Below are 18,882 nucleotides of genomic sequence, written 5' to 3'. Positions count from 1 at the left end.
TTAGATTTGAAAGGGGGGAAATCTGATTCCTAAAAAAAATCTAAAAACGAGACACCTTAAAAAGCTCTAAGACAGGTTAATATGAGACAAACAAATCAGATAAAAAACGTCATAACACTTTAATATTTATGTATTTCATCGACCAAATTAATCTTATGTCGACTAATTTGCTTTACTTGCATGGTATAATATTAAAGCAAAAAATGAAAAATTTTTTAATCCCCTTTCTATCGATTTTATTCATGACATCATCTTATGGGCAAATTACTTTTACCAAGACACCATTAAACATGCAGTTAATAAGTAGGGACCTCGCCACTAACACAGGTGAAATAACTATTGAAGGTAGCGTAAATAACAATGGATCAAATTACCAAAGTATTGAAGTTGAAATCCTTAGAGATAATGTTCTTATCAATACTATATCAAATAACTTAACCTATGTTTCCGATATTGCGAGTTTTAACTTCAATTTTTCTATTACTGCAGAATTAGCTAATTATTCTATAAGAATTTATGGTAAAAATAACGATGTAAAGACTCTTGAAAAAGAGATTGTTGATATTGTCTCGGGTGATGTTTACATTATACAAGGTCAATCAAATGCAGAAGCGAGACAATTTAATGGAAACGCGGACATATATCAAAATAATTTTATCCGTGTTTACGGAGGAGGTTTTTTTGATTCTTCGACACCTTTAGAATGGTATCTAGGACAAGGCAATGGAACTGGTTATACAGCAGGTAATGTTGGACAATGGGGTCTAAAATTGGCCAATTCTATTGTAAACTCTACAAACATACCAGTTGCTATTTTCAATGGAGCTAATAATGGGATATCACTTAGTTTTTTCTTAGCACCAAATGACTATATGAAATCAGTAAATTCGAATTACGGCAGGCTATATTACAGACTTAATCACTCAGGTTTAAAAAATAATGTAAGAGCCATATTATGGTCTCAGGGAGAGAGCGATGCCGTCTCTTCTGGCACTGCTTCCTTATATAAAGATAAATTCCTTCAGCTAAAAAATTCATGGTTAACGGACTATCCCAACGTAGAGCAAATTTATATCTTTCAGACGAAGAATTCATGTGATATGCCTATAGAAGGTTTAATGATAATTAAAGAAACGCAAAGACAATTGGCTGATGAAAATTCTAATATAACAATTATTCCTACAGCGGCAATGACGCATCATTCAGATAATTGTCATTTCCCTCTTGTAAACGGTTATGAAATGTTTAGTGATAGAATATACCCGCTAATTAATCGAGATTTATATGGAGTAGCTACTTCTTTAGATATAGATTCACCAATGATTACGAAGGCTAGCTTGAGCAATGAAACTACATTAATGCTTGAAACAAATTCTACAACTGATTTAGAGATTGCAACCATAGCAGAAAACTTTGAGTTCTCTGCAAATATTCCGACGACAATAACTAACATAAATGTTCTTGACAACAAAATCATATTATCCCTTTCTAATTATCCTGGATTAGATGATCTGAAAATTTCATATTTAGCACAAGGTCAAGGTTTATCTGGAAATTTTATTACTAATGCGAATGGTTTGGAGTTAATTTGCTTTTATCAATTTCCAGTAGAATCATCAACACTATCATTAGAAAATATTTCGAATTTTAATAAAAATATAAAACTCTACCCTAACCCAACCTCTCAATTTATTTTGATTTCTGGAATTGAAAACGAAGAAAACTATATAATATATAATACTTTAGGTATTGAAATGATAAAAGGAATAATTAGCGATAATGAGAAAATTGAAATCAAAAACTTTCCAAACGGATTTTACTTTTTAAAATTCAACAACGGAAATACACTTAAATTTATTAAAGAATAAAATAACTAAATAACATTCGCTAACAAAGAACTGAATTAGAAAAACAAGCTACCAACAACTTCCATTGGTACATTATTGAACAACAACACTGTACTTGCAAATGTCTTTCTAGCATATGGTTAAATACATATCCTTAATCTCTTTAGCTTTATACATCATGAGTGGGTCTTTATCTAAATAATCTTCAGAAACAGCATGTCTAAAGACCTTTCTGAACCTCTGAATAGCCTTATTTAATAATACCGTCCCTTTTTAACCCCCCAAAACAAAAAAGCATCCCCATCTTCTTCACAGAAAAAAGGAAAAGTTTTTAATTGAAATAACTTATAGTTTTTGTTAAGGTTAACCTAATTTTCTAAAAACCATCTGAACCTCACCTTTTTAAAGTAAAATGTCCTTTAAATATTCTACCATCATTTAGTCTAACACTAAACCAATAATCCCCATTAGCCAGCATGACTCCTTTAAAAACCCCATCCCACCCTTTAGAAGATGCTGATAATTCTTTTAGCAGTTTACCATAACGATTATAAATATAAATTTCAGATTCTAAATAATTAGTAATTCCTTTAATTTGCCAATAGTCATTTACTCCATCGCCATTAGGTGTAAAATAATTTGGATAATCTATTATCGTAACTTGTTTTTCATCTTCTCCACATCCCGATGTATCTCTAACAGAAACGTTATATACACCACCCAGTAAACCATCAAAATAATTACTGTTTTGAAAATTAACGCCATCAATAGAATATTCAAAATCCCCATCTCCTGACGCATTAATTTTTATATAATTATCATCCGTTAATTCTTGATAATCAACATTTACAATTGTTGGTAAAACCGAACGTACTAATTCAAACTTAAAACTGTTTTCACAAGTTTTTCCATTCTTATACTCGGTTACTGTAAGCTCATAATCTCCGTCTTTTGTCAATATAGCTTCATTACTGTTAGAAATTAAACTTCCATCTTCGAACGTCCATTCCCAAGCATCAAAACTCGCATTTATCAATAATGGTAAATTAGGCTCTAAATTGCATAAAAAGTAAGTATCTTGAATATCAACTTGAGGTAATTCGTCAATTATAAGATTAAAACTAGTTTCTGAAACACAAAGAACATTTGTCGCATTTTCAACTTTAACATGAATGGTTTGTAACCAAGAATCTGTATTTTGAAAACTAGAATTAATATAATTTGTTATTTCATTCCCTGCAGTATCAAAATAATACACATTTAAACCTGTTTGACTTCCTATTATTTCATTTTCTAAAAAGCTTAAATCAAAAGTTGAGATTCCATTACCTTCATCACAAGAAAAAATGTCCCGCGGTATATTTATTTGTGGTTTAATTGATGTTTTTAAAACCAATGGAGTTTCCGCATAACATGAAGTCATTGGATTAGTGACTCTAACCGTTATTATTTCTTCATTAGCAATACTATTTGAATACGGATTTGACAATGAGTTTGATAAAAAACGCCCCTTACTATCATAGTAACCAACTTCCAATCCTGTTTGACCTCCTAAAATTATACTTTCTACATTTAAAATATCGAAATACTCTGAGATTCCATCGCCATTATCATCGCAACCAATGATTTCATCCAATGTATTAGCTATTGGAAGGGGATTAATAATTAAATTAAATGTGGTTTCTATAAAGCAATTCGTAGTTAGATTGGTTATTCTAGCAGTAATAGTTTCTTTATTTTGAATCCTATTGGAAATGGTTTTTAACAGACTAGGCACTTGTTGACCATCTTCATAAAAATATTCTACTAACAAACCAGGTTGAGACCCTACCAAATTGGTTTCAACATGGCCAATATCAAATTTAGTAAAGCCATCATAATCATTATCACAAGAGTAAATATCTCCAATAGGGTTAATTTCTGGTAATTGATTTACAATAAGATTAAAAGATGTTTCTGCGTAACATTCTAAATTGTTACCATTTGCAACTCTAACAGTAATTGTCTCTAAATTTGCGGTAGAATTAGCCATAGGATTAGGTAATGGACTAGGCAACTTATTTCCCTCGCTATCAAAATAACTTACAATCATTCCTGTTTGACCTCCTAAAACTTGAGATTCAATTTTTGATGTATCAATATTTGATGAGACTCCTGTAGAATAAAAGTCTTCGCAAACTTCTATGTTTTTAATTGGAAAAACTGTAAGGTCTGCATAAATTTCTATTTGTGTAGTTTCTGTATTAGTATATGTACCACGTGTTGCGGTAACACTAACTTTATATGTTCCAGGACTTGTAAACACATGGGAAGGTTCAAAACTTGTTGAAGTATTATCTTTTCCTGATGCGGGGTCATCAAAATCCCAGACTATTGAATCTACAGCATCCCTTAATTTAAATTCTGTAAAATCTGCAAAACAGGTGTTTTCTAAATCAAAAGGAAAATCCTTTATTGGTCTAATTTCTCCTTCCACATTAATATAAAAATGCGCCGGCCTCCTTCCTCCTGAACCAAAATCAATTGATTTTTTATAAGGATTATCATACAAACACCCTTTATACCAAGAAAAATCATTACCCGTATCTGTTCCCGCAATTTGAATAGCATTATAGCCTATGTTTGGGCCATCAACTTTCTTTACTTCAACTAAAATGCGTTCAACTCCCGCAGGAATTACTAAAGGGTTTACAAAATTAACAGTTACTATTTCTGGGTAAAAAGATGGAACATAAGGAAAATATTCTTGTTGGCTACTTCCAATCAAATTAGACTCTAAAAAAGTATTTGGGAAATTTGAACCTATACTATAAATGTTAAACTGCATAATAGCTCTCTCCCCACCTACAGACCACCAAACTCCTATGTTTCCGGTGTTAACTACAAATTCATCTTCTAAAGTAATTCCAAAATCAGACAGTGTAAATGCTCTAGCCCAATACTCAGGCTCATTGCAAGAACCTACATATGGATTTCTTAATTTATCATCTGTATTATGACTTAATTTTACTTGCCCATAGAGGTTAAAACTCAAAAGAATAAATAAACAAAAGAAGAATCTCAAGGGAAATTTAATTATAGTTAAATTCAAATTTCCAACAATATAGAAATTAAAATAGTATATATTTTTACAACATTCAAAGTTTTAGCCAAATTGTATGCTTTTTACTTTAAAAGCTTATAAACATTATCGTAAAACTGAGTACCCCAAAAACAAAAAAGCATCCCCATCTTCTTCACAGAAAAAAGGAAAGCTTTCCATTGGAATACCAAATTGCTTCGGTATAACTACATCACGCTTTTGGCGTGATCAACACAACGTCGTTATAATTACCAAAAAAAGCCCTAATTTCTCAGAGCTTTCTTTTTGCAATTTTTGCGGTCTGGACGGGACTCGAACCCGCGACCTTCGCCGTGACAGGGCGACATTCTAACCAACTGAACTACCAGACCGTTGCATTATTGCGAGTGCAAAGATAACCGCCTTTTTCAATTCCCCAAACCTTTTTTAAACTTTTTTTAAAAAAATTTTAAAAAAAATCTTTTCTCCTTTTTAAAAATATGGGTTATCGAAATTTTTGGCGCTCTACCAGGTACGTTGTGAGGATGTTATTAAAATTCTCATTAATATCGGCCTCAACATACTTTATTTTGTATTGTGCGCATTTTAATTTTAAAGCTTCAAAATAAGCACTAACTGCTTTAGTATAACTTTCTTTTATAGAATCGGCATACAAATTTATATACGCTCCGGTTTCAACATCTATAAAACGCTTAGGTTTATTATCAAAATCGAAATTAAGCTCGTTTTGCTTATCAAACACATGAAAAAGCACTACTTCATGCTTATTATACTTTAAGTGCCTTAAAGCTTCGAATAATCGCACGTCGTCTTCCGTGGTTTGAAACATGTCTGTAAATAAAAAAACCATGGAGCGTCTATGAATCTTTTCTGCAATTTCATGCAAATACTTATACGTTTCGGTTTGTTTATTTAACGGCTTAGACACTACTGCCTCACTTAAATGGCTTAAAAGCATTTGATGGTGGCGTTCACTACCCTTTTCTGGCGCATAATAATCATAGTTATCGCTATAAATACTTAAACCAACAGCATCGCGTTGCTTTTTTAAAATTTGCATTAAAGAAGCCGCCGCCAAAGCCGAAAAACTAATTTTATTTAAACTATTTATAGAAAACGTATCCAGCTTAGGGTAATGCATCGAGCTACTATTATCTAAAATAATATGACAACGCAAATTAGTTTCATCATCATAACGCTTAGTATACAGCTTATCTGTTTTAGCAAATAACTTCCAATCTATATGGCGCGTACTTTCACCTTGATTATAAATTTTATGCTCTGCAAACTCCGCCGAAAATCCATGAAACGGACTTTTATGCATACCAGAAATAAAACCTTCAACCACCTGTTTTGCAAGTAGCTCAAGATTTCTAAAACCTTCTGCTTTATTAAGTTCGTTTTGTAAGTTCATTTTGTAAAACGTAAAACCTTTTCGTTTGTAGAATCAAGAAAAAAGAATACATATAAAATGTATCCCTATTCTCTTTTCTATATTTTATTTTCTAAAAAATTAGATAATTCCATCAACAATACCATAAGCCACAGACTCCTCTGCACCCATCCAATGGTCGCGGTTAAAATCTTTAATTACCTTATCGTAATCTTGTCCGCAATTATCGGCTAAAATCTTAGCACTTAATTCTTTGGTTTTTATAATTTCTTGGGCCGTAATTTCAATATCACTAGCTTGTCCGCGAGCGCCTCCACTAGGTTGATGAATCATTACACGCGCATGAGGTTGTATAAAACGTTTTCCTTTGGTACCAACCGACAATAAAATAGATCCCATAGAAGCTGCCAACCCAGTACAAATTGTAGACACATCGCTATTTAAAGATTTTATACAATCGTACATAGCAAAACCAGAAGTTACATATCCACCTGGGCTATTAATGTACAACTGGATATCCTTAGTCTCTAAGGCATCCAAATAAAGCAATCTGTCAATTACATGTTTAGCAGATTTATCGTCCACCTGACCCCACAAAAACACTTTGCGCTCCTCAATCAATTTGCTATCAATAGCATCTTGTACTTTTATAGTTTTACTCATAATTCTTTTTTAATTTGCATCTAAAATAAAAAAAAGGTTCACCATTACGGCAAACCTTTTTAAGTTTCTTTTTATTTATCTACTACAAAAGACCTTCAATGGCATCTGTATATGCTTTTTTAGGAGCAACACCAACTTGACGACCAACAACCTCACCGTTTTGAAACACTAAAACTGTAGGTATGTTACGCACACCATATTTAGCAGCAAACTCTTGGTTAGCATCAACATCTACCTTACCAACAACAGCTTTACCTTCATATTCTTCGCTAATTTGCTCAATAATAGGTCCAACCATTCTACAAGGCCCACACCATGCAGCCCAAAAATCAACCAAAACTGGCTTGTCACTCTTTAATACTTCTTCTTCAAATGTCGCATCTGTTATTTCTAATGCCATAATATTTATATTTTAATATGTTTTTAATTCGTTTTAATAACACAAATTTAGTCAAAAAATAAACGAAAGCTTACAAACCTACAATTTGTTTTACCTATAACGCTATTGGCTAGCTTTATTTAATTTTATTGGGCGCATCCCAAGGGTCGGGCTTTCACTACTCGCACCTCCTACGTCGGGCGCTCAAACATGCCGTTCAATCCCTTGCGCAGGTGCAAAAATTCAAATTACAATTTTAACTTAGTATCAAAAAAAAATAGATCATTTAAAGCATTAATAAAAACCGTTAATTCAACTTAAACTTCACATCTTGAGCCTCTAATTCACTAATCAACTCCTGACAAACTTTCACTTTTTGTCGTCTGCTAGACATATTTAGCTTTATTTTTTCTCTCATATCGTACACCAAAAAGTTTAACGCTTGATTTCCAGGGTGCATGTTTATTAATTCTTTTAAGGCCGTTATTTTTTGCTCATCAAGCTCTTTAATATTCAACTGTATAGATAACTTTTTAGCATAATTTTCCATCACGTCATGCAGCAACTGGAAACTATTAAATTGCAATCTAGGATCACTTCTCTTACCCGTATCCTTATTTACCCAACCTTCGCGAATAAAGGATTTAACAAACACAAAACTATTCTGTAATAAAAAATGTCTAAATTTTAAATACTCCTCGCCAAAAATTCTAAACTCAAAACTATCGGTATAATCTTCAATAGTAAACATAGCCCATCCTTTTCCCTGCTTGCTTACACGATGTTGCACATCGGTAACTACACCACCAAAAACCAACTCTCTATTTACGTAAGGCTCCAAAGTATTAAACATACCTACGGTACCATTACAAAAGGTTTTCATTTCCGTTTTAAAATCGTCCAACGGATGTCCAGAAATATAAACCCCAACAACCTCGCGCTCTTTACTAAGTTTCTCCATGGTTCCCCATTCCTCGCAAGGTGGCACTTCGGGTTCTGCAAATTGTACATTACTTTGCTCACCAAACATATCTATCTGTGCAGAATTTTCGTTCTCTTTATACTTTTGGGCAAATTTTATAGCCTTTTCTAAAAAGGTAATACCATCGCCATCATCATGAAAATACTGCGCACGATGCACATCACTTAAACCATCAAAACCACCTGCCAAAGCAAGGTTTTCAAAAGCTCTTTTATTGGCTGCCCTTAAATCTATTCGTTTCGCAAAATCAAATATTGATTTATAAGGACCGTCTTCTTCTCTGTTTTCAACAATCGTCATTACCGCACCATGTCCAACACCTTTTATGGCGCCCATACCAAAACGAACGGCATAATCTTTATTTACCGAAAACTTGTAAAACGATTCGTTTACATCTGGCCCTAAAACATCCAGTTTCATACGTTTACACTCTTCCATAAAAAATGTAACCTGCTTAATATCGTTCATGTTATTCGATAATACCGCAGCCATATATTCCGCTGGATAATGCGCTTTTAAATAAGCCGTTTGGTAAGCAATCCACGCATAACATGTGGAGTGCGATTTGTTAAAGGCGTAACTAGCAAAGGCTTCCCAATCTTTCCAAACTTTCTCCAGAATTTTAGCATCATGCCCTTTGGCACTAGCCTGCTCGATAAATTTAGGTTTCATTTTATCAAGTACGGCAATTTGCTTTTTACCCATCGCCTTACGCAGTACATCGGCTTCACCTTTTGTAAAATCTGCTAAACTTTGCGACAGTAACATTACCTGCTCTTGATATACCGTAATACCATAAGTCTCCTTTAGGTACTCCTCCATGGCTGGTAAATCGTATTCTATATCTTCATCGCCATGTTTTCTTCTAACAAAACTTGGAATATACTCCATTGGCCCTGGTCTATACAAGGCATTCATGGCAATTAAATCTTCAAAAACCGTAGGCTTTAAATCGCGAAGGTGTTTCTGCATCCCAGGAGATTCATACTGGAACACCCCAACAGTTTCTCCTCTTTGGAACAGCTCATAAGTTTTTTCATCGTCCAACGGAAATGTTTCCGGATCGAGTAAAATATCGTGTTTAGCTTTTACAATTTTAACGGTATCTTTAATTAAGGTTAGCGTTTTTAACCCTAAGAAATCCATTTTCAATAATCCCGCATCTTCCACTACCGAGTTATCAAACTGGGTAACATACAAATCGGAATCTTTTGCTAAAGAAACCGGTACGAATTTAGTAATATCATCGGGTGTAATAATAACACCACAGGCATGAATTCCCGTATTTCTTACCGAACCTTCTAGTGTTCTTGCAAGGTTTAAAGTTTCAGCTTGTAAATCGCTTCCGTCGGCAATATTTAGAAGTTCGTTGATTTTTTCTAAATCTTCGGCTCTAAATTTTTTTCCAAGTTCCTTTTCAGAAAGACCAAAAATCTTCCCTAGTTTAGACATATTCGGGATTAATTTTGCAATCCTATCTGCATCAAACAAAGGTAAATCTAACACACGTGCGGTATCACGAATAGACGATTTTGCAGCCATGGTACCATAGGTAATAATTTGTGCTACCTGATTACTACCGTATTTATCAATAACGTAATCCATAACACGACTTCGACCTTCATCATCAAAATCAATATCAATATCGGGCATACTTACACGATCCGGATTCAAGAAACGCTCAAAAAGTAAATCGTACTTTAAAGGATCTATATTGGTAATCCACAAACAATAAGCCGCCACCGATCCTGCCGCCGAACCACGCCCTGGCCCCACCGAAACATCCATTTTTCTAGCTTCGCGAATAAAATCTTCAACAATTAAGAAATAACCCGGATAACCAGTGTTTTCAATAACGCTTAACTCAAAATCTAAACGCTCAACAACTTCTTCTGATAGTTCTTCACCGTATCGTTTTTTGGCACCTTGATAAACCAAATGTCTTAAAAAAGCATTCTCTCCACGTTTTCCACCATCAACAGCATCATCTTCATGTCTAAATTCAGCAGGAATATCGAAGGCTGGCAATAATACATCACGCGCTAACTGGTAGGCTTCAATTTTATCGACTACCTCTTGCACATTACTAATCGCTTCAGGAATATCCTTAAACAATTCCTTCATAGCATCAGGCGATTTAAAATAATACTCCTGATTTGGCAAACCATAGCGGTAACCACGTCCGCGTCCAATTGGCGTCGCCTGTTTTTCACCATCTTTTACACATAATAAAATATCATGCGCATTAGCATCTTCTTGGTTTTGGTAGTAGGTATTATTGGATGCTATAAGTTTAACATCATGTTTTTTAGCAAGTTTTATTAAGGTTGGGTTTACACGATCTTCATCATCTTGATTATGGCGCATAAGCTCCATGTATAAATCATCGCCAAATTCCTCTTTCCACCAAATAAGCGCCTCTTCCGCTTGGTTTTCACCAACATTTAAAACCTTACTAGGCACCTCACCATAAAGGTTTCCCGTTAGTACAATAATATCTTCTTTATACTCCTGTATTAACTTTTTATCAATTCTTGGCAAATAGTAAAACCCGTTAACAAAGGCATGCGATGATAATTTGGCTAGGTTATGGTACCCATTTTTATTTTTAGCTAACAATACAATTTGATAGCCGTTATCTTTTCTGGATTTATCTAAGTGATTTTCGCAAACAAAAAACTCGCAACCAATAATTGGTTTTATAGTTTTTACATCGGTAGATTCGCCATTTTCTTCTGCTTCAGCAATTTTAGCTTCGGCCGCTTTATTATGCTTATTTACAGCATTTATAAAGTGAAAAGCCCCCATCATGTTAGCATGATCGGTTAATGCCACAGATGGCATGTTGTATTTGGCTGCCGCCGCAACAATATCGGCAACACCCATAGTAGATTGTAATACCGAAAATTGCGAATGATTATGTAAGTGTACAAAATCAACACCAGCTAAATCGGAAACATTTTTATTAATTTCCTCCGAGGAAATATCAACCTCTTGCGCCTTTTTTAAACGTGCATTAATTTTTGCACTTTCCTTTTTAAGATTGATGTGCTTTAAACCAATAAGCTGAATGGTATTGGGATTTTCCTTTTTGAAATCCTCAAAATATTCAGGTTCCACATCTAGCTGTTCTTTGGTGTATTCGCCTAAACGAATTAACTCTAAAAAACAACGTGTTGTAGCTTCCACGTCTGCAGTCGCGTTGTGCGCTTCAGAAAAAGGTACTTGAAATAAAAACTCGTGTAACTCTGTTAATGTAGGGAGTTTAAATTTTCCGTAACGCCCACCAGGAATCTCACATAAATTTGCTGTATGTTCGGTACAGGTATCCAAAACAGGTAATTCCTGTAAAGGATTATCAACGGCACCACGAACAAATTCGGCACCCATAATATTTAAATCGAACTTAACGTTTTGCCCTACTACAAATTTTGTTTTTGCTAAAACGGTATTAAATTTTTCTAAAACCTCTGTTAAAGGCACACCTTGCTCTTGTGCTAACTCAGTAGAAATACCATGAATTTTCTCTGCATCATAGGGGATATTGAAACCTTCTGGTTTAACCAAATAGTCCTGACTTTCAATACAGTTACCCATACCATCATGCAGTTGCCATGCAATTTGAATACACCTTGGCCAATTATCTGTATCTGTAATTGGTGCATCCCAACGTTTTGGTAATCCGGTAGTTTCGGTATCGAAAATTAAATACATAAAAACATGTTTATTTATTGATGTGTGTATTCGTTTAGAGCGAAAAACGAAGTGTATAAAAATACATAGAATTTACACTACCATAAAGTGAATTTTTAAAGAGTTGTAAACAAAAAAAAGCGGAACCCCATGGATTCCACTCTTTACTAACCAAACTAACTAACTTTTATGACGCTAACTCTTCATGTACTTTTTCTAAATTAATTGCTGCCTGAATTTCGTTTCGTTGTTTAAATAACATCGAATCGATGGTTGGTGGTAAGGTTTTATCTTTTAAAATCTCATCGTATTCCTCAAGACTTGCTTTCTCGCCTCTTATAGCTTCCTGCAAAATAGCTTCTTCATCATTTGAAGAAAATAGCGATTTTAAACTCATCCAGTTTCTGTGCATAGCACCTTTAAAACTTCCTGAATCTTCCGGAATTTGTCCATATCTTAAAATTTCTGTCCTTAAGTTTTTGGCAAATTCACTGCGCTCAGTAGCCCTACGTTTAAAAAATATTTTTAAAGTTGGACTTTCTACGTTTTCAGCAGCATTAAGATACCCTTTTTCGGCATCATAATTTTTTACTAATAATTCATTTAATTTATTTGAAATTTCTTCTGTGTACTTCATAATATCATTTTCATTTTTAAATTTCATGTGTTTCATTTGTTATTAAAGAACTCTTAAATCCTTTGGTGATTAATAAAATTATTAAACACAAATAAATAATTTCATTAGCCATTTTAATCTTTTGTTTTAAGATGCATATTAATGACATCGTTTACTCAAATATACATCTCAACAAGCCTTTTGTCAAGCGATTTAACAAGCTTTGTGATGGATTTAAGAATCATTAACATTAAAGTACTAGATTTAACATAATTTATTATAATTTAGAAGCTTAAATTTTAACGTTATGAACCCTAAACATTTGGTTATACTGATACTACCACTAATTTTATTAAACTGTAAAGAAGAAAACATACCACTTTACGTTGGCACCTATACATCGGGTGATAGCGAAGGGATTTATAAGTTTGATTTTAATAAGGAAACAGGAGAGCTTTCCAATAGACATTTAGCAGTTGCCACAGAAAACCCATCATTTATTACCTATTCGCCCAACAAAAAAGTTATATATGCTGTTGGCGAAGGACAATCTAGCGCTGTTACAGCTTTTAAACGTAATACGGATGGCAGTTTATCATTTATAAATTCTGAAAGTAGCCAAGGAAAAGGTCCATGCCATGTAAACGTTAATGAGTTGGGTAATAAAGCTGTGGTTTCAAATTATGGTGGCGGCACTATTTCTATACATTCTTTAAGTGATAGTGGTAGTATTGAAAAAGCACCTCAAGTTTTCAATCATAATGAAGCGGGCGAAAAACCAGCTCATGCACATTCGGCACAATTTAGAAATGATGATTTATTCGTTTCCGATTTAGGCAGAAATAGACTGTATCACTACAAACTTAATAACGACATCTATAAATTAGAGTCTGAATCTATAGTTAAAATTGAAGGCAATCCAGGACCGAGGCATTTTTCTATAACCAAAGACGGGAACTTCATGTACATTATTAACGAGTATGGCGGTTCTATAACTTCGGTTAAAAAAACAGACTCTGGTTTCGAGCAGATAGACCACGATTCTACTCTTGACGAAAATTATAAAGGCCCAAACAAATGTGCCGATATTCATTTATCAAAAGACGAACGTTTTTTATATGGCTCTAATCGTGGCGAAAACTCGATAGCCGTTTTTAAACGCGATGTTAACACCGGAACTATTAATAAAATTCAAAATATTAGTGTACATGGCGATTGGCCTCGTAATTTCACGATAGATCCTACGGGGAAATTTCTACTTGTAGCCAATAAAAAAAGTAACAATATTGCTATTTTTAATATTGACTCTGCAACAGGTAAACTATCATTTTATCAGGACTTTAAAGCTCCAGAACCAGTTTGTTTATTGTTTTAAAATTCATCGAAAATAAACCGCTGGTAATTAAATATTTATATTATCTTTGCGCCCTCATTAATAACAGAGGTCGAGAACCTCAAATAATTAATTATTATGCCAGTAAAAATTAGATTACAAAGACATGGTAAAAAAGGGAAACCTTTTTACTGGATCGTAGCAGCTGATGCACGTTCAAAAAGAGACGGTAAATACTTAGAGAAATTAGGTATCTACAATCCAAACACAAACCCAGCAACTGTTGAATTAAACGTTGATGGCGCTGTAACATGGTTACAGAATGGTGCACAACCAACTGATACTGCTAAGACTTTATTGTCTTACAAAGGTGCAATGCTTAAAAATCACCTAGCTGGTGGTGTTAGAAAAGGTGCTTTAACTGAAGAGCAAGCAGAAGCTAAATTTACTGCTTGGGTAGAAGCAAAAGAAGCTAAGATTCAAGCGAAAGCTGATGGTTTATCTGATGTAGAAGCTAAAGCGAAAGCTGATGCTCTTGCCGCTGAGAAAGCTGTTAACGAAGCAAGAATTGCTGCAGCTGCTCCTGCTCCTGTTGAGGAAGAAGCAACTGAAGATGCTCCCGCTACTGAAGCAGAAGCTTCAAACGAAGAAGAATAAAAAATATTTTTTTATACTTTTAAACTCCGATAGCAATATCGGAGTTTTTTATTTTCTAAAACTCCTATTAAATTTGATTAAATAATTCCCGTCGTTTAGGGAATCTAATTAACTTTAAAATTATCTTATTAAAATTTCCGCCTTCGCGGAAATGAAAAAATCACTTTCTATGAAAAAAGAAGATTGTTTTTACTTAGGTAAAATTGTAAAAAAGTACAGTTTTAAAGGTGAAGTATTAGCCAAACTAGATACCGACCAACCTGATATTTATGAAAATCTAGACGCTATATTTTTGGAGTTAAGAAATAATCTTGTTCCATTTTTTATTGAAAGTTCTCAATTACATAAATCGGAATTACTACGTATAAAATTTGAAGATGTAGATACCGAAGCTGATGCCGATTCTATTATGAAAAGCGGCTTATACTTACCATTAGATTTACTACCCAAACTTGAGGGTAATAAATTTTACTTCCATGAGGTTATTGGTTTCACTATTTCAGATAAAAACTTTGGAGATGTTGGTATCATTAAAACTATTAACGACTCTACAGCGCAATCACTTTTTGAAATTGACAGAGATGGTATAGAAATTTTAATACCTATGAACGATGAGTTTATAATTAAAGTAGATAGAGATAACAAAACAATCCTTGTTGAAACTCCAGAGGGACTCATAGACCTATATTTATAACAACATTACAACACACAAAAAAAGCAACCCAATGGGTTGCTTTTTTTTATCAATTATATAGAAACTTAATACTATGCAACAAGATTTTTTTCTATAATAATTGCATTTAAAGCTTTTTGAATTTGTGCTTTTTGACGCTCCAATACTGTAATAGTAGAATGCGGTAATTCCTTTTGATTTAACAAATCATCATACTTACTTATGGTCAACTCTTTTAATTTGCAAATCTCTAAATACAAATTAACTTTATCTTCAAATAGAAATAAACGTCTAAAATTCATCCATGTTACATAGAATCCGTTTTCTAATTTCCCATCAAATTTAAGCTCCATTTCGGTATTAAGGTTTTCAATTTCTACCATTAAATCTTTACCAAATTCATTACGCTCAAGCCCACGTTCTTTAAAAAAAGTTTTTAATTCGGTATCTGTAACTGCGTTTAATGCTTCTATATAAATTTTTTCAACCTCGTAATTTAAGGTCAACAAATCGTTTAATCCTTTTAACAATTTTTCAGAGTATTTCATAATATTATAATTTAGTTCTAAATAAGGGTTTATATTTCTAACTCTAAATAGACCGTTAATCGTATTTTCTTTAACATAGTTTAATAAAATTTATAACACTTTAACACATTATTTCATACTATTGCCTAAATTTTTTAAACCTATTATGTCTAAAAAGCCTTTTGTTTTCAAGGAATTTCAAATAAATCATGACCAATGCGCCATGAAAATTGGTACCGATGGCGTTTTATTAGGTGCGTGGACTTCGCTTAACAACCGTCCGTTTTCAATTTTAGATATTGGAGCCGGAACTGGCGTATTAGCTTTAATGCTTGCCCAACGTAGTGATGCCAAAATTATTGATGCTATTGAAATTGACGATAGTGCCTTTGAACAATGCGTTGACAATTTTGAGCAATCACCTTGGGGCGACCGCTTATTTTGTTATCATGCCTCATTAGCCGACTTTACCGAAGAACTAGAAACCGAAGAAGACCGGTACGATATTATTATATGCAACCCGCCTTTCTATTCTGAAGATTACAAAACCGATAATAACCAAAGAGATTTAGCGAGGTTTCAAGATGCTATGCCGTTTAATCACTTACTGGAAAGCGCTTCAAAATTACTATCAGAAATTGGTGTGTTTTCAGTTGTAATTCCTTTTAAAGAATCATCAACTTTTATTCAATTAGCTTCAGAATTCAATTTATTTCCAAATAGAACTTTACACGTAAAAGGAAACCCTATCTCTGAAATTAAACGTGCTTTAATAGAATTTTCTTTCCGCGAAAGCGAAACCACCATTGAGTCCTTAATTATTGAAACCGAGCGACACCAATACACCGAAGCTTATATCAATTTAACTAAAGATTTCTACCTAAAAATGTAACAACATCTAGAAAGATTCTTTAAATTTGAGTTATTATATTGATTTATTAATAAAAATAAAACCCATTTACTAATAATTCTCATTTAAACACTTAAGCATAATGAAACCAGACTTATTCGAAGCTCCTGATTATTATAATTTAGATGAATTATTAACCGAAGAACACAAGTTGGTTAGAGACGCAGCCCGCGAATGGGTAAAACGCGATGTTTCGCCCATTATTGAAGACTATGCCCAAAAGGCAGAGTTCCCAAAGCAAATTATAGAAGGTTTAGCTAATATTGGTGCTTTTGGGCCTTATATACCAATGGAATATGGTGGTGCTGGGTTAGACCAAATTAGTTACGGTTTAATTATGCAAGAAATTGAGCGTGGCGATTCTGGGGTTCGCTCTACAGCATCGGTACAATCATCGTTAGTTATGTATCCTATTTGGAAATATGGTAACGAAGCACAACGCACCAAATATTTACCAAAATTAGCTAGTGGCGAATGGATGGGTTGTTTTGGTTTAACCGAACCAGATCACGGAAGCAACCCTGGAGGTATGGTTACCCATTTTAAAGATAAAGGCGATCACTATTTGCTTAATGGTGCCAAAATGTGGATTAGCAATGCGCCATTTGCACAAGTTGCTGTGGTATGGGCTAAAGATGAAAGCGGACGCATTTATGGTCTTATTGTAGAACGTGGAATGGAAGGTTTTACAACGCCAGAAACACACAATAAATGGTCGTTGCGAGCATCGTCTACTGGCGAGCTTATTTTTGATAATGTAAAAGTACCTAAAGAAAATTTATTACCTAACAAATCTGGTTTAGGCGCGCCGCTTGGTTGTTTAGATTCCGCACGATTTGGTATTGCTTGGGGCGCCATTGGTGCGGCTATGGATTGCTATGACACCGCTTTGCGGTACAGCAAAGAGCGTATGCAGTTTGGTAAACCTATTGGTCAATTTCAATTACAACAAAAAAAGCTAGCCGAAATGATTACCGAAATTACCAAAGCTCAACTCTTAGCCTGGAGACTTGGTGTAATGCGCGAAAATGGTACAGCAACCTCAGCTCAAATATCGATGGCGAAACGCAACAATGTAGATATGGCGTTAAAAATTGCTCGCGATGCCAGACAAATGCTTGGAGGCATGGGTATTAGCGGCGAATATTCTATTATGCGACATATGATGAATCTAGAAAGCGTAGTAACTTACGAGGGTACACACGATATTCATTTGCTAATTACTGGGCTGGATATAACTGGATTAAATGCTTTTAAATAGAAATTAAAAATACATTTGTAGGAGACCTTTAATAAAACCGAGTAAAACATAGTTTCGTATATTTAGTAAAAAAGCGACTATGAAACTTCAAGTATATTTTCTAACTTTTTTAATTACCACTTGTTTAAGCTGCTCTAGCGAACCTATAAATTCGCAAGAACAAACACCCCCAAAAGTTTTACCGCCTATAGAAGTCTCAGAAATTGAAGAAACAGACAATCCCGTAGGACCAGAAACTATAAAATATTTAGCTTTAGGCGATAGTTATACCATAGGCCAAAGTGTTTGCGAAACGTGCAGGTATCCAGAGATTTTAAAACGTGATATTCTAAAAAACCTAGATTCTGTTTATAACTTAGATCTATCCGTAATTGCAACAACAGGTTGGACAACCACCGATTTAATAAACGCCATAACAAACGAAAACCCTAGTTCAGATTTCGATTTAGTAACCCTTTTAATTGGTGTAAACAATCAATATCAAAATATAGTATTTAACGTTTATCAATCTGAATTCCCAAAGCTTGTTAATACCGCTATTGCAAAAGCTAAAAGCAATAAAGAGCACGTAATCGTGGTTTCAATTCCAGATTATGCTTATACACCTTTTGGAAGAGGCAACACCAACATATCTGCCGACTTAGACAGATATAATACATTTGCTAAAAATTATTGCGACAGCAACAACATTACCTATGTTAACATTACAGATATTACTAGACAAGGGTTGGAAAATCCAAATTTAGTAGCTAACGATGGTTTACACCCATCGGAACTCGCTTATTCCATGTTTGTAGAGCGATTACTTCCTGTGGCTATTGAGAAATTAAAATTGGAATAATCTATATAAAACAGTTTCAATAGAA

Annotated in this window: 14 protein-coding genes and 1 tRNA gene; 7 read left to right on the top strand and 8 right to left on the bottom strand. The window is 33.9% G+C overall.

All coding sequences use genetic code 11. The features are described 5' to 3' along the window. Window positions 1-203 precede the first annotated feature (203 nt). A complete protein-coding gene (locus AAFN75_RS09225) occupies window positions 204-1,868 on the top strand; it encodes a sialate O-acetylesterase (protein WP_411806072.1) in 1,665 nt (554 codons plus the stop codon). 373 nt (window positions 1,869-2,241) lie between these two features. Here AAFN75_RS09225 and AAFN75_RS09220 read toward each other — a convergent pair whose 3' ends face one another. The 7 genes from AAFN75_RS09220 to AAFN75_RS09190 all read right to left on the bottom strand — a co-directional run bounded on the left by AAFN75_RS09220 (window position 2,242) and on the right by AAFN75_RS09190 (window position 12,676). Beyond that, window positions 2,242-4,881, bottom strand: a complete 2,640-nt coding sequence (locus AAFN75_RS09220) for a T9SS type B sorting domain-containing protein (RefSeq protein ID WP_411806071.1) — start codon at window positions 4,879-4,881, stop codon at window positions 2,242-2,244. Between the two features lie 345 nt (window positions 4,882-5,226). Beyond that, window positions 5,227-5,300, bottom strand: a tRNA-Asp gene (locus AAFN75_RS09215). Between the two features lie 113 nt (window positions 5,301-5,413). Continuing rightward, a complete protein-coding gene (locus AAFN75_RS09210) occupies window positions 5,414-6,343 on the bottom strand; it encodes a DUF58 domain-containing protein (RefSeq protein WP_411806070.1) in 930 nt (309 codons plus the stop codon). Between the two features lie 99 nt (window positions 6,344-6,442). Then, window positions 6,443-6,985 carry a ClpP family protease gene (locus AAFN75_RS09205; RefSeq protein WP_411806069.1) on the bottom strand — a complete coding sequence of 181 codons (543 nt, stop codon included), beginning with the start codon at window positions 6,983-6,985 and terminating at the stop codon, window positions 6,443-6,445. A gap of 82 nt (window positions 6,986-7,067) precedes the next feature. After that, on the bottom strand, window positions 7,068-7,385 hold the full coding sequence (gene trxA, locus AAFN75_RS09200; RefSeq protein WP_092848165.1) for a thioredoxin: 318 nt from the start codon (window positions 7,383-7,385) through the stop codon (window positions 7,068-7,070). 286 nt (window positions 7,386-7,671) lie between these two features. Further along, on the bottom strand, window positions 7,672-12,060 hold the full coding sequence (dnaE, locus tag AAFN75_RS09195) for a DNA polymerase III subunit alpha (protein WP_411806068.1): 4,389 nt from the start codon (window positions 12,058-12,060) through the stop codon (window positions 7,672-7,674). Between the two features lie 166 nt (window positions 12,061-12,226). Then, window positions 12,227-12,676 (bottom strand): ferritin-like domain-containing protein, encoded by a 450-nt coding sequence (locus AAFN75_RS09190; protein WP_411809278.1) that lies wholly within the window; start codon window positions 12,674-12,676, stop codon window positions 12,227-12,229. A gap of 286 nt (window positions 12,677-12,962) precedes the next feature. Between AAFN75_RS09190 and AAFN75_RS09185 the strand changes: the two genes are divergently transcribed. The 3 genes from AAFN75_RS09185 (at window position 12,963) to rimM (ending at window position 15,339) form a co-directional block, all read left to right on the top strand. Beyond that, window positions 12,963-14,030: a lactonase family protein gene (locus AAFN75_RS09185; RefSeq protein ID WP_411806067.1), complete on the top strand. Its 1,068-nt coding sequence runs from the start codon at window positions 12,963-12,965 to the stop codon at window positions 14,028-14,030. A gap of 96 nt (window positions 14,031-14,126) precedes the next feature. After that, the gene (locus AAFN75_RS09180; RefSeq protein ID WP_411806066.1) at window positions 14,127-14,645 is read left to right on the top strand and encodes a 30S ribosomal protein S16; all 519 of its coding nucleotides are present in this window, start codon (window positions 14,127-14,129) and stop codon (window positions 14,643-14,645) included. Window positions 14,646-14,814: 169 nt separating this feature from the next. Beyond that, window positions 14,815-15,339, top strand: coding sequence for a ribosome maturation factor RimM (gene rimM / locus AAFN75_RS09175; RefSeq protein ID WP_411806065.1), 525 nt, complete (start codon window positions 14,815-14,817; stop codon window positions 15,337-15,339). 71 nt (window positions 15,340-15,410) lie between these two features. Here rimM and AAFN75_RS09170 read toward each other — a convergent pair whose 3' ends face one another. Then, complete coding sequence (locus tag AAFN75_RS09170) at window positions 15,411-15,866, bottom strand: DUF2383 domain-containing protein (RefSeq protein ID WP_144115278.1); 456 nt, start codon at window positions 15,864-15,866, stop codon at window positions 15,411-15,413. A 145-nt stretch (window positions 15,867-16,011) separates the two neighbouring features. On the opposite strand from AAFN75_RS09170, the gene AAFN75_RS09165 reads away from it, so the two are divergent. The 3 genes from AAFN75_RS09165 to AAFN75_RS09155 all read left to right on the top strand — a co-directional run bounded on the left by AAFN75_RS09165 (window position 16,012) and on the right by AAFN75_RS09155 (window position 18,857). Beyond that, complete coding sequence (locus AAFN75_RS09165) at window positions 16,012-16,737, top strand: tRNA1(Val) (adenine(37)-N6)-methyltransferase (protein WP_411806064.1); 726 nt, start codon at window positions 16,012-16,014, stop codon at window positions 16,735-16,737. A 100-nt stretch (window positions 16,738-16,837) separates the two neighbouring features. Beyond that, window positions 16,838-18,016: an acyl-CoA dehydrogenase family protein gene (locus AAFN75_RS09160; RefSeq protein ID WP_411806063.1), complete on the top strand. Its 1,179-nt coding sequence runs from the start codon at window positions 16,838-16,840 to the stop codon at window positions 18,014-18,016. A gap of 79 nt (window positions 18,017-18,095) precedes the next feature. Then, window positions 18,096-18,857 carry an SGNH/GDSL hydrolase family protein gene (locus tag AAFN75_RS09155; RefSeq protein ID WP_411806062.1) on the top strand — a complete coding sequence of 254 codons (762 nt, stop codon included), beginning with the start codon at window positions 18,096-18,098 and terminating at the stop codon, window positions 18,855-18,857. The last annotated feature ends 25 nt before the right edge of the window (window positions 18,858-18,882 follow it).

Source organism: Algibacter sp. AS12 (assembly GCF_046736315.1).
In the GTDB taxonomy this organism is placed as follows: domain Bacteria; phylum Bacteroidota; class Bacteroidia; order Flavobacteriales; family Flavobacteriaceae; genus Algibacter_B; species Algibacter_B amylolyticus.
Note: the sequence above shows the minus strand (reverse complement) of the source record. Positions and strands in the feature narration are given on the sequence as shown.

Bases quoted from the DNA above. Each gene is read 5' to 3' on its own strand.
- AAFN75_RS09225 (WP_411806072.1), top strand. From the start codon at position 204: ATGAAAAATTTTTTAATCCCCTTTCTATCGATTTTATTCATGACATCA.
- AAFN75_RS09210 (WP_411806070.1), bottom strand. From the start codon at position 6,343: ATGAACTTACAAAACGAACTTAATAAAGCAGAAGGTTTTAGAAATCTT.
- AAFN75_RS09205 (WP_411806069.1), bottom strand. From the start codon at position 6,985: ATGAGTAAAACTATAAAAGTACAAGATGCTATTGATAGCAAATTGATT.
- trxA (WP_092848165.1), bottom strand. From the start codon at position 7,385: ATGGCATTAGAAATAACAGATGCGACATTTGAAGAAGAAGTATTAAAG.
- dnaE (WP_411806068.1), bottom strand. From the start codon at position 12,060: ATGTATTTAATTTTCGATACCGAAACTACCGGATTACCAAAACGTTGG.
- AAFN75_RS09190 (WP_411809278.1), bottom strand. From the start codon at position 12,676: ATGAAGTACACAGAAGAAATTTCAAATAAATTAAATGAATTATTAGTA.
- AAFN75_RS09185 (WP_411806067.1), top strand. From the start codon at position 12,963: ATGAACCCTAAACATTTGGTTATACTGATACTACCACTAATTTTATTA.
- AAFN75_RS09180 (WP_411806066.1), top strand. From the start codon at position 14,127: ATGCCAGTAAAAATTAGATTACAAAGACATGGTAAAAAAGGGAAACCT.
- rimM (WP_411806065.1), top strand. From the start codon at position 14,815: ATGAAAAAAGAAGATTGTTTTTACTTAGGTAAAATTGTAAAAAAGTAC.
- AAFN75_RS09170 (WP_144115278.1), bottom strand. From the start codon at position 15,866: ATGAAATACTCTGAAAAATTGTTAAAAGGATTAAACGATTTGTTGACC.
- AAFN75_RS09165 (WP_411806064.1), top strand. From the start codon at position 16,012: ATGTCTAAAAAGCCTTTTGTTTTCAAGGAATTTCAAATAAATCATGAC.
- AAFN75_RS09160 (WP_411806063.1), top strand. From the start codon at position 16,838: ATGAAACCAGACTTATTCGAAGCTCCTGATTATTATAATTTAGATGAA.
- AAFN75_RS09155 (WP_411806062.1), top strand. From the start codon at position 18,096: ATGAAACTTCAAGTATATTTTCTAACTTTTTTAATTACCACTTGTTTA.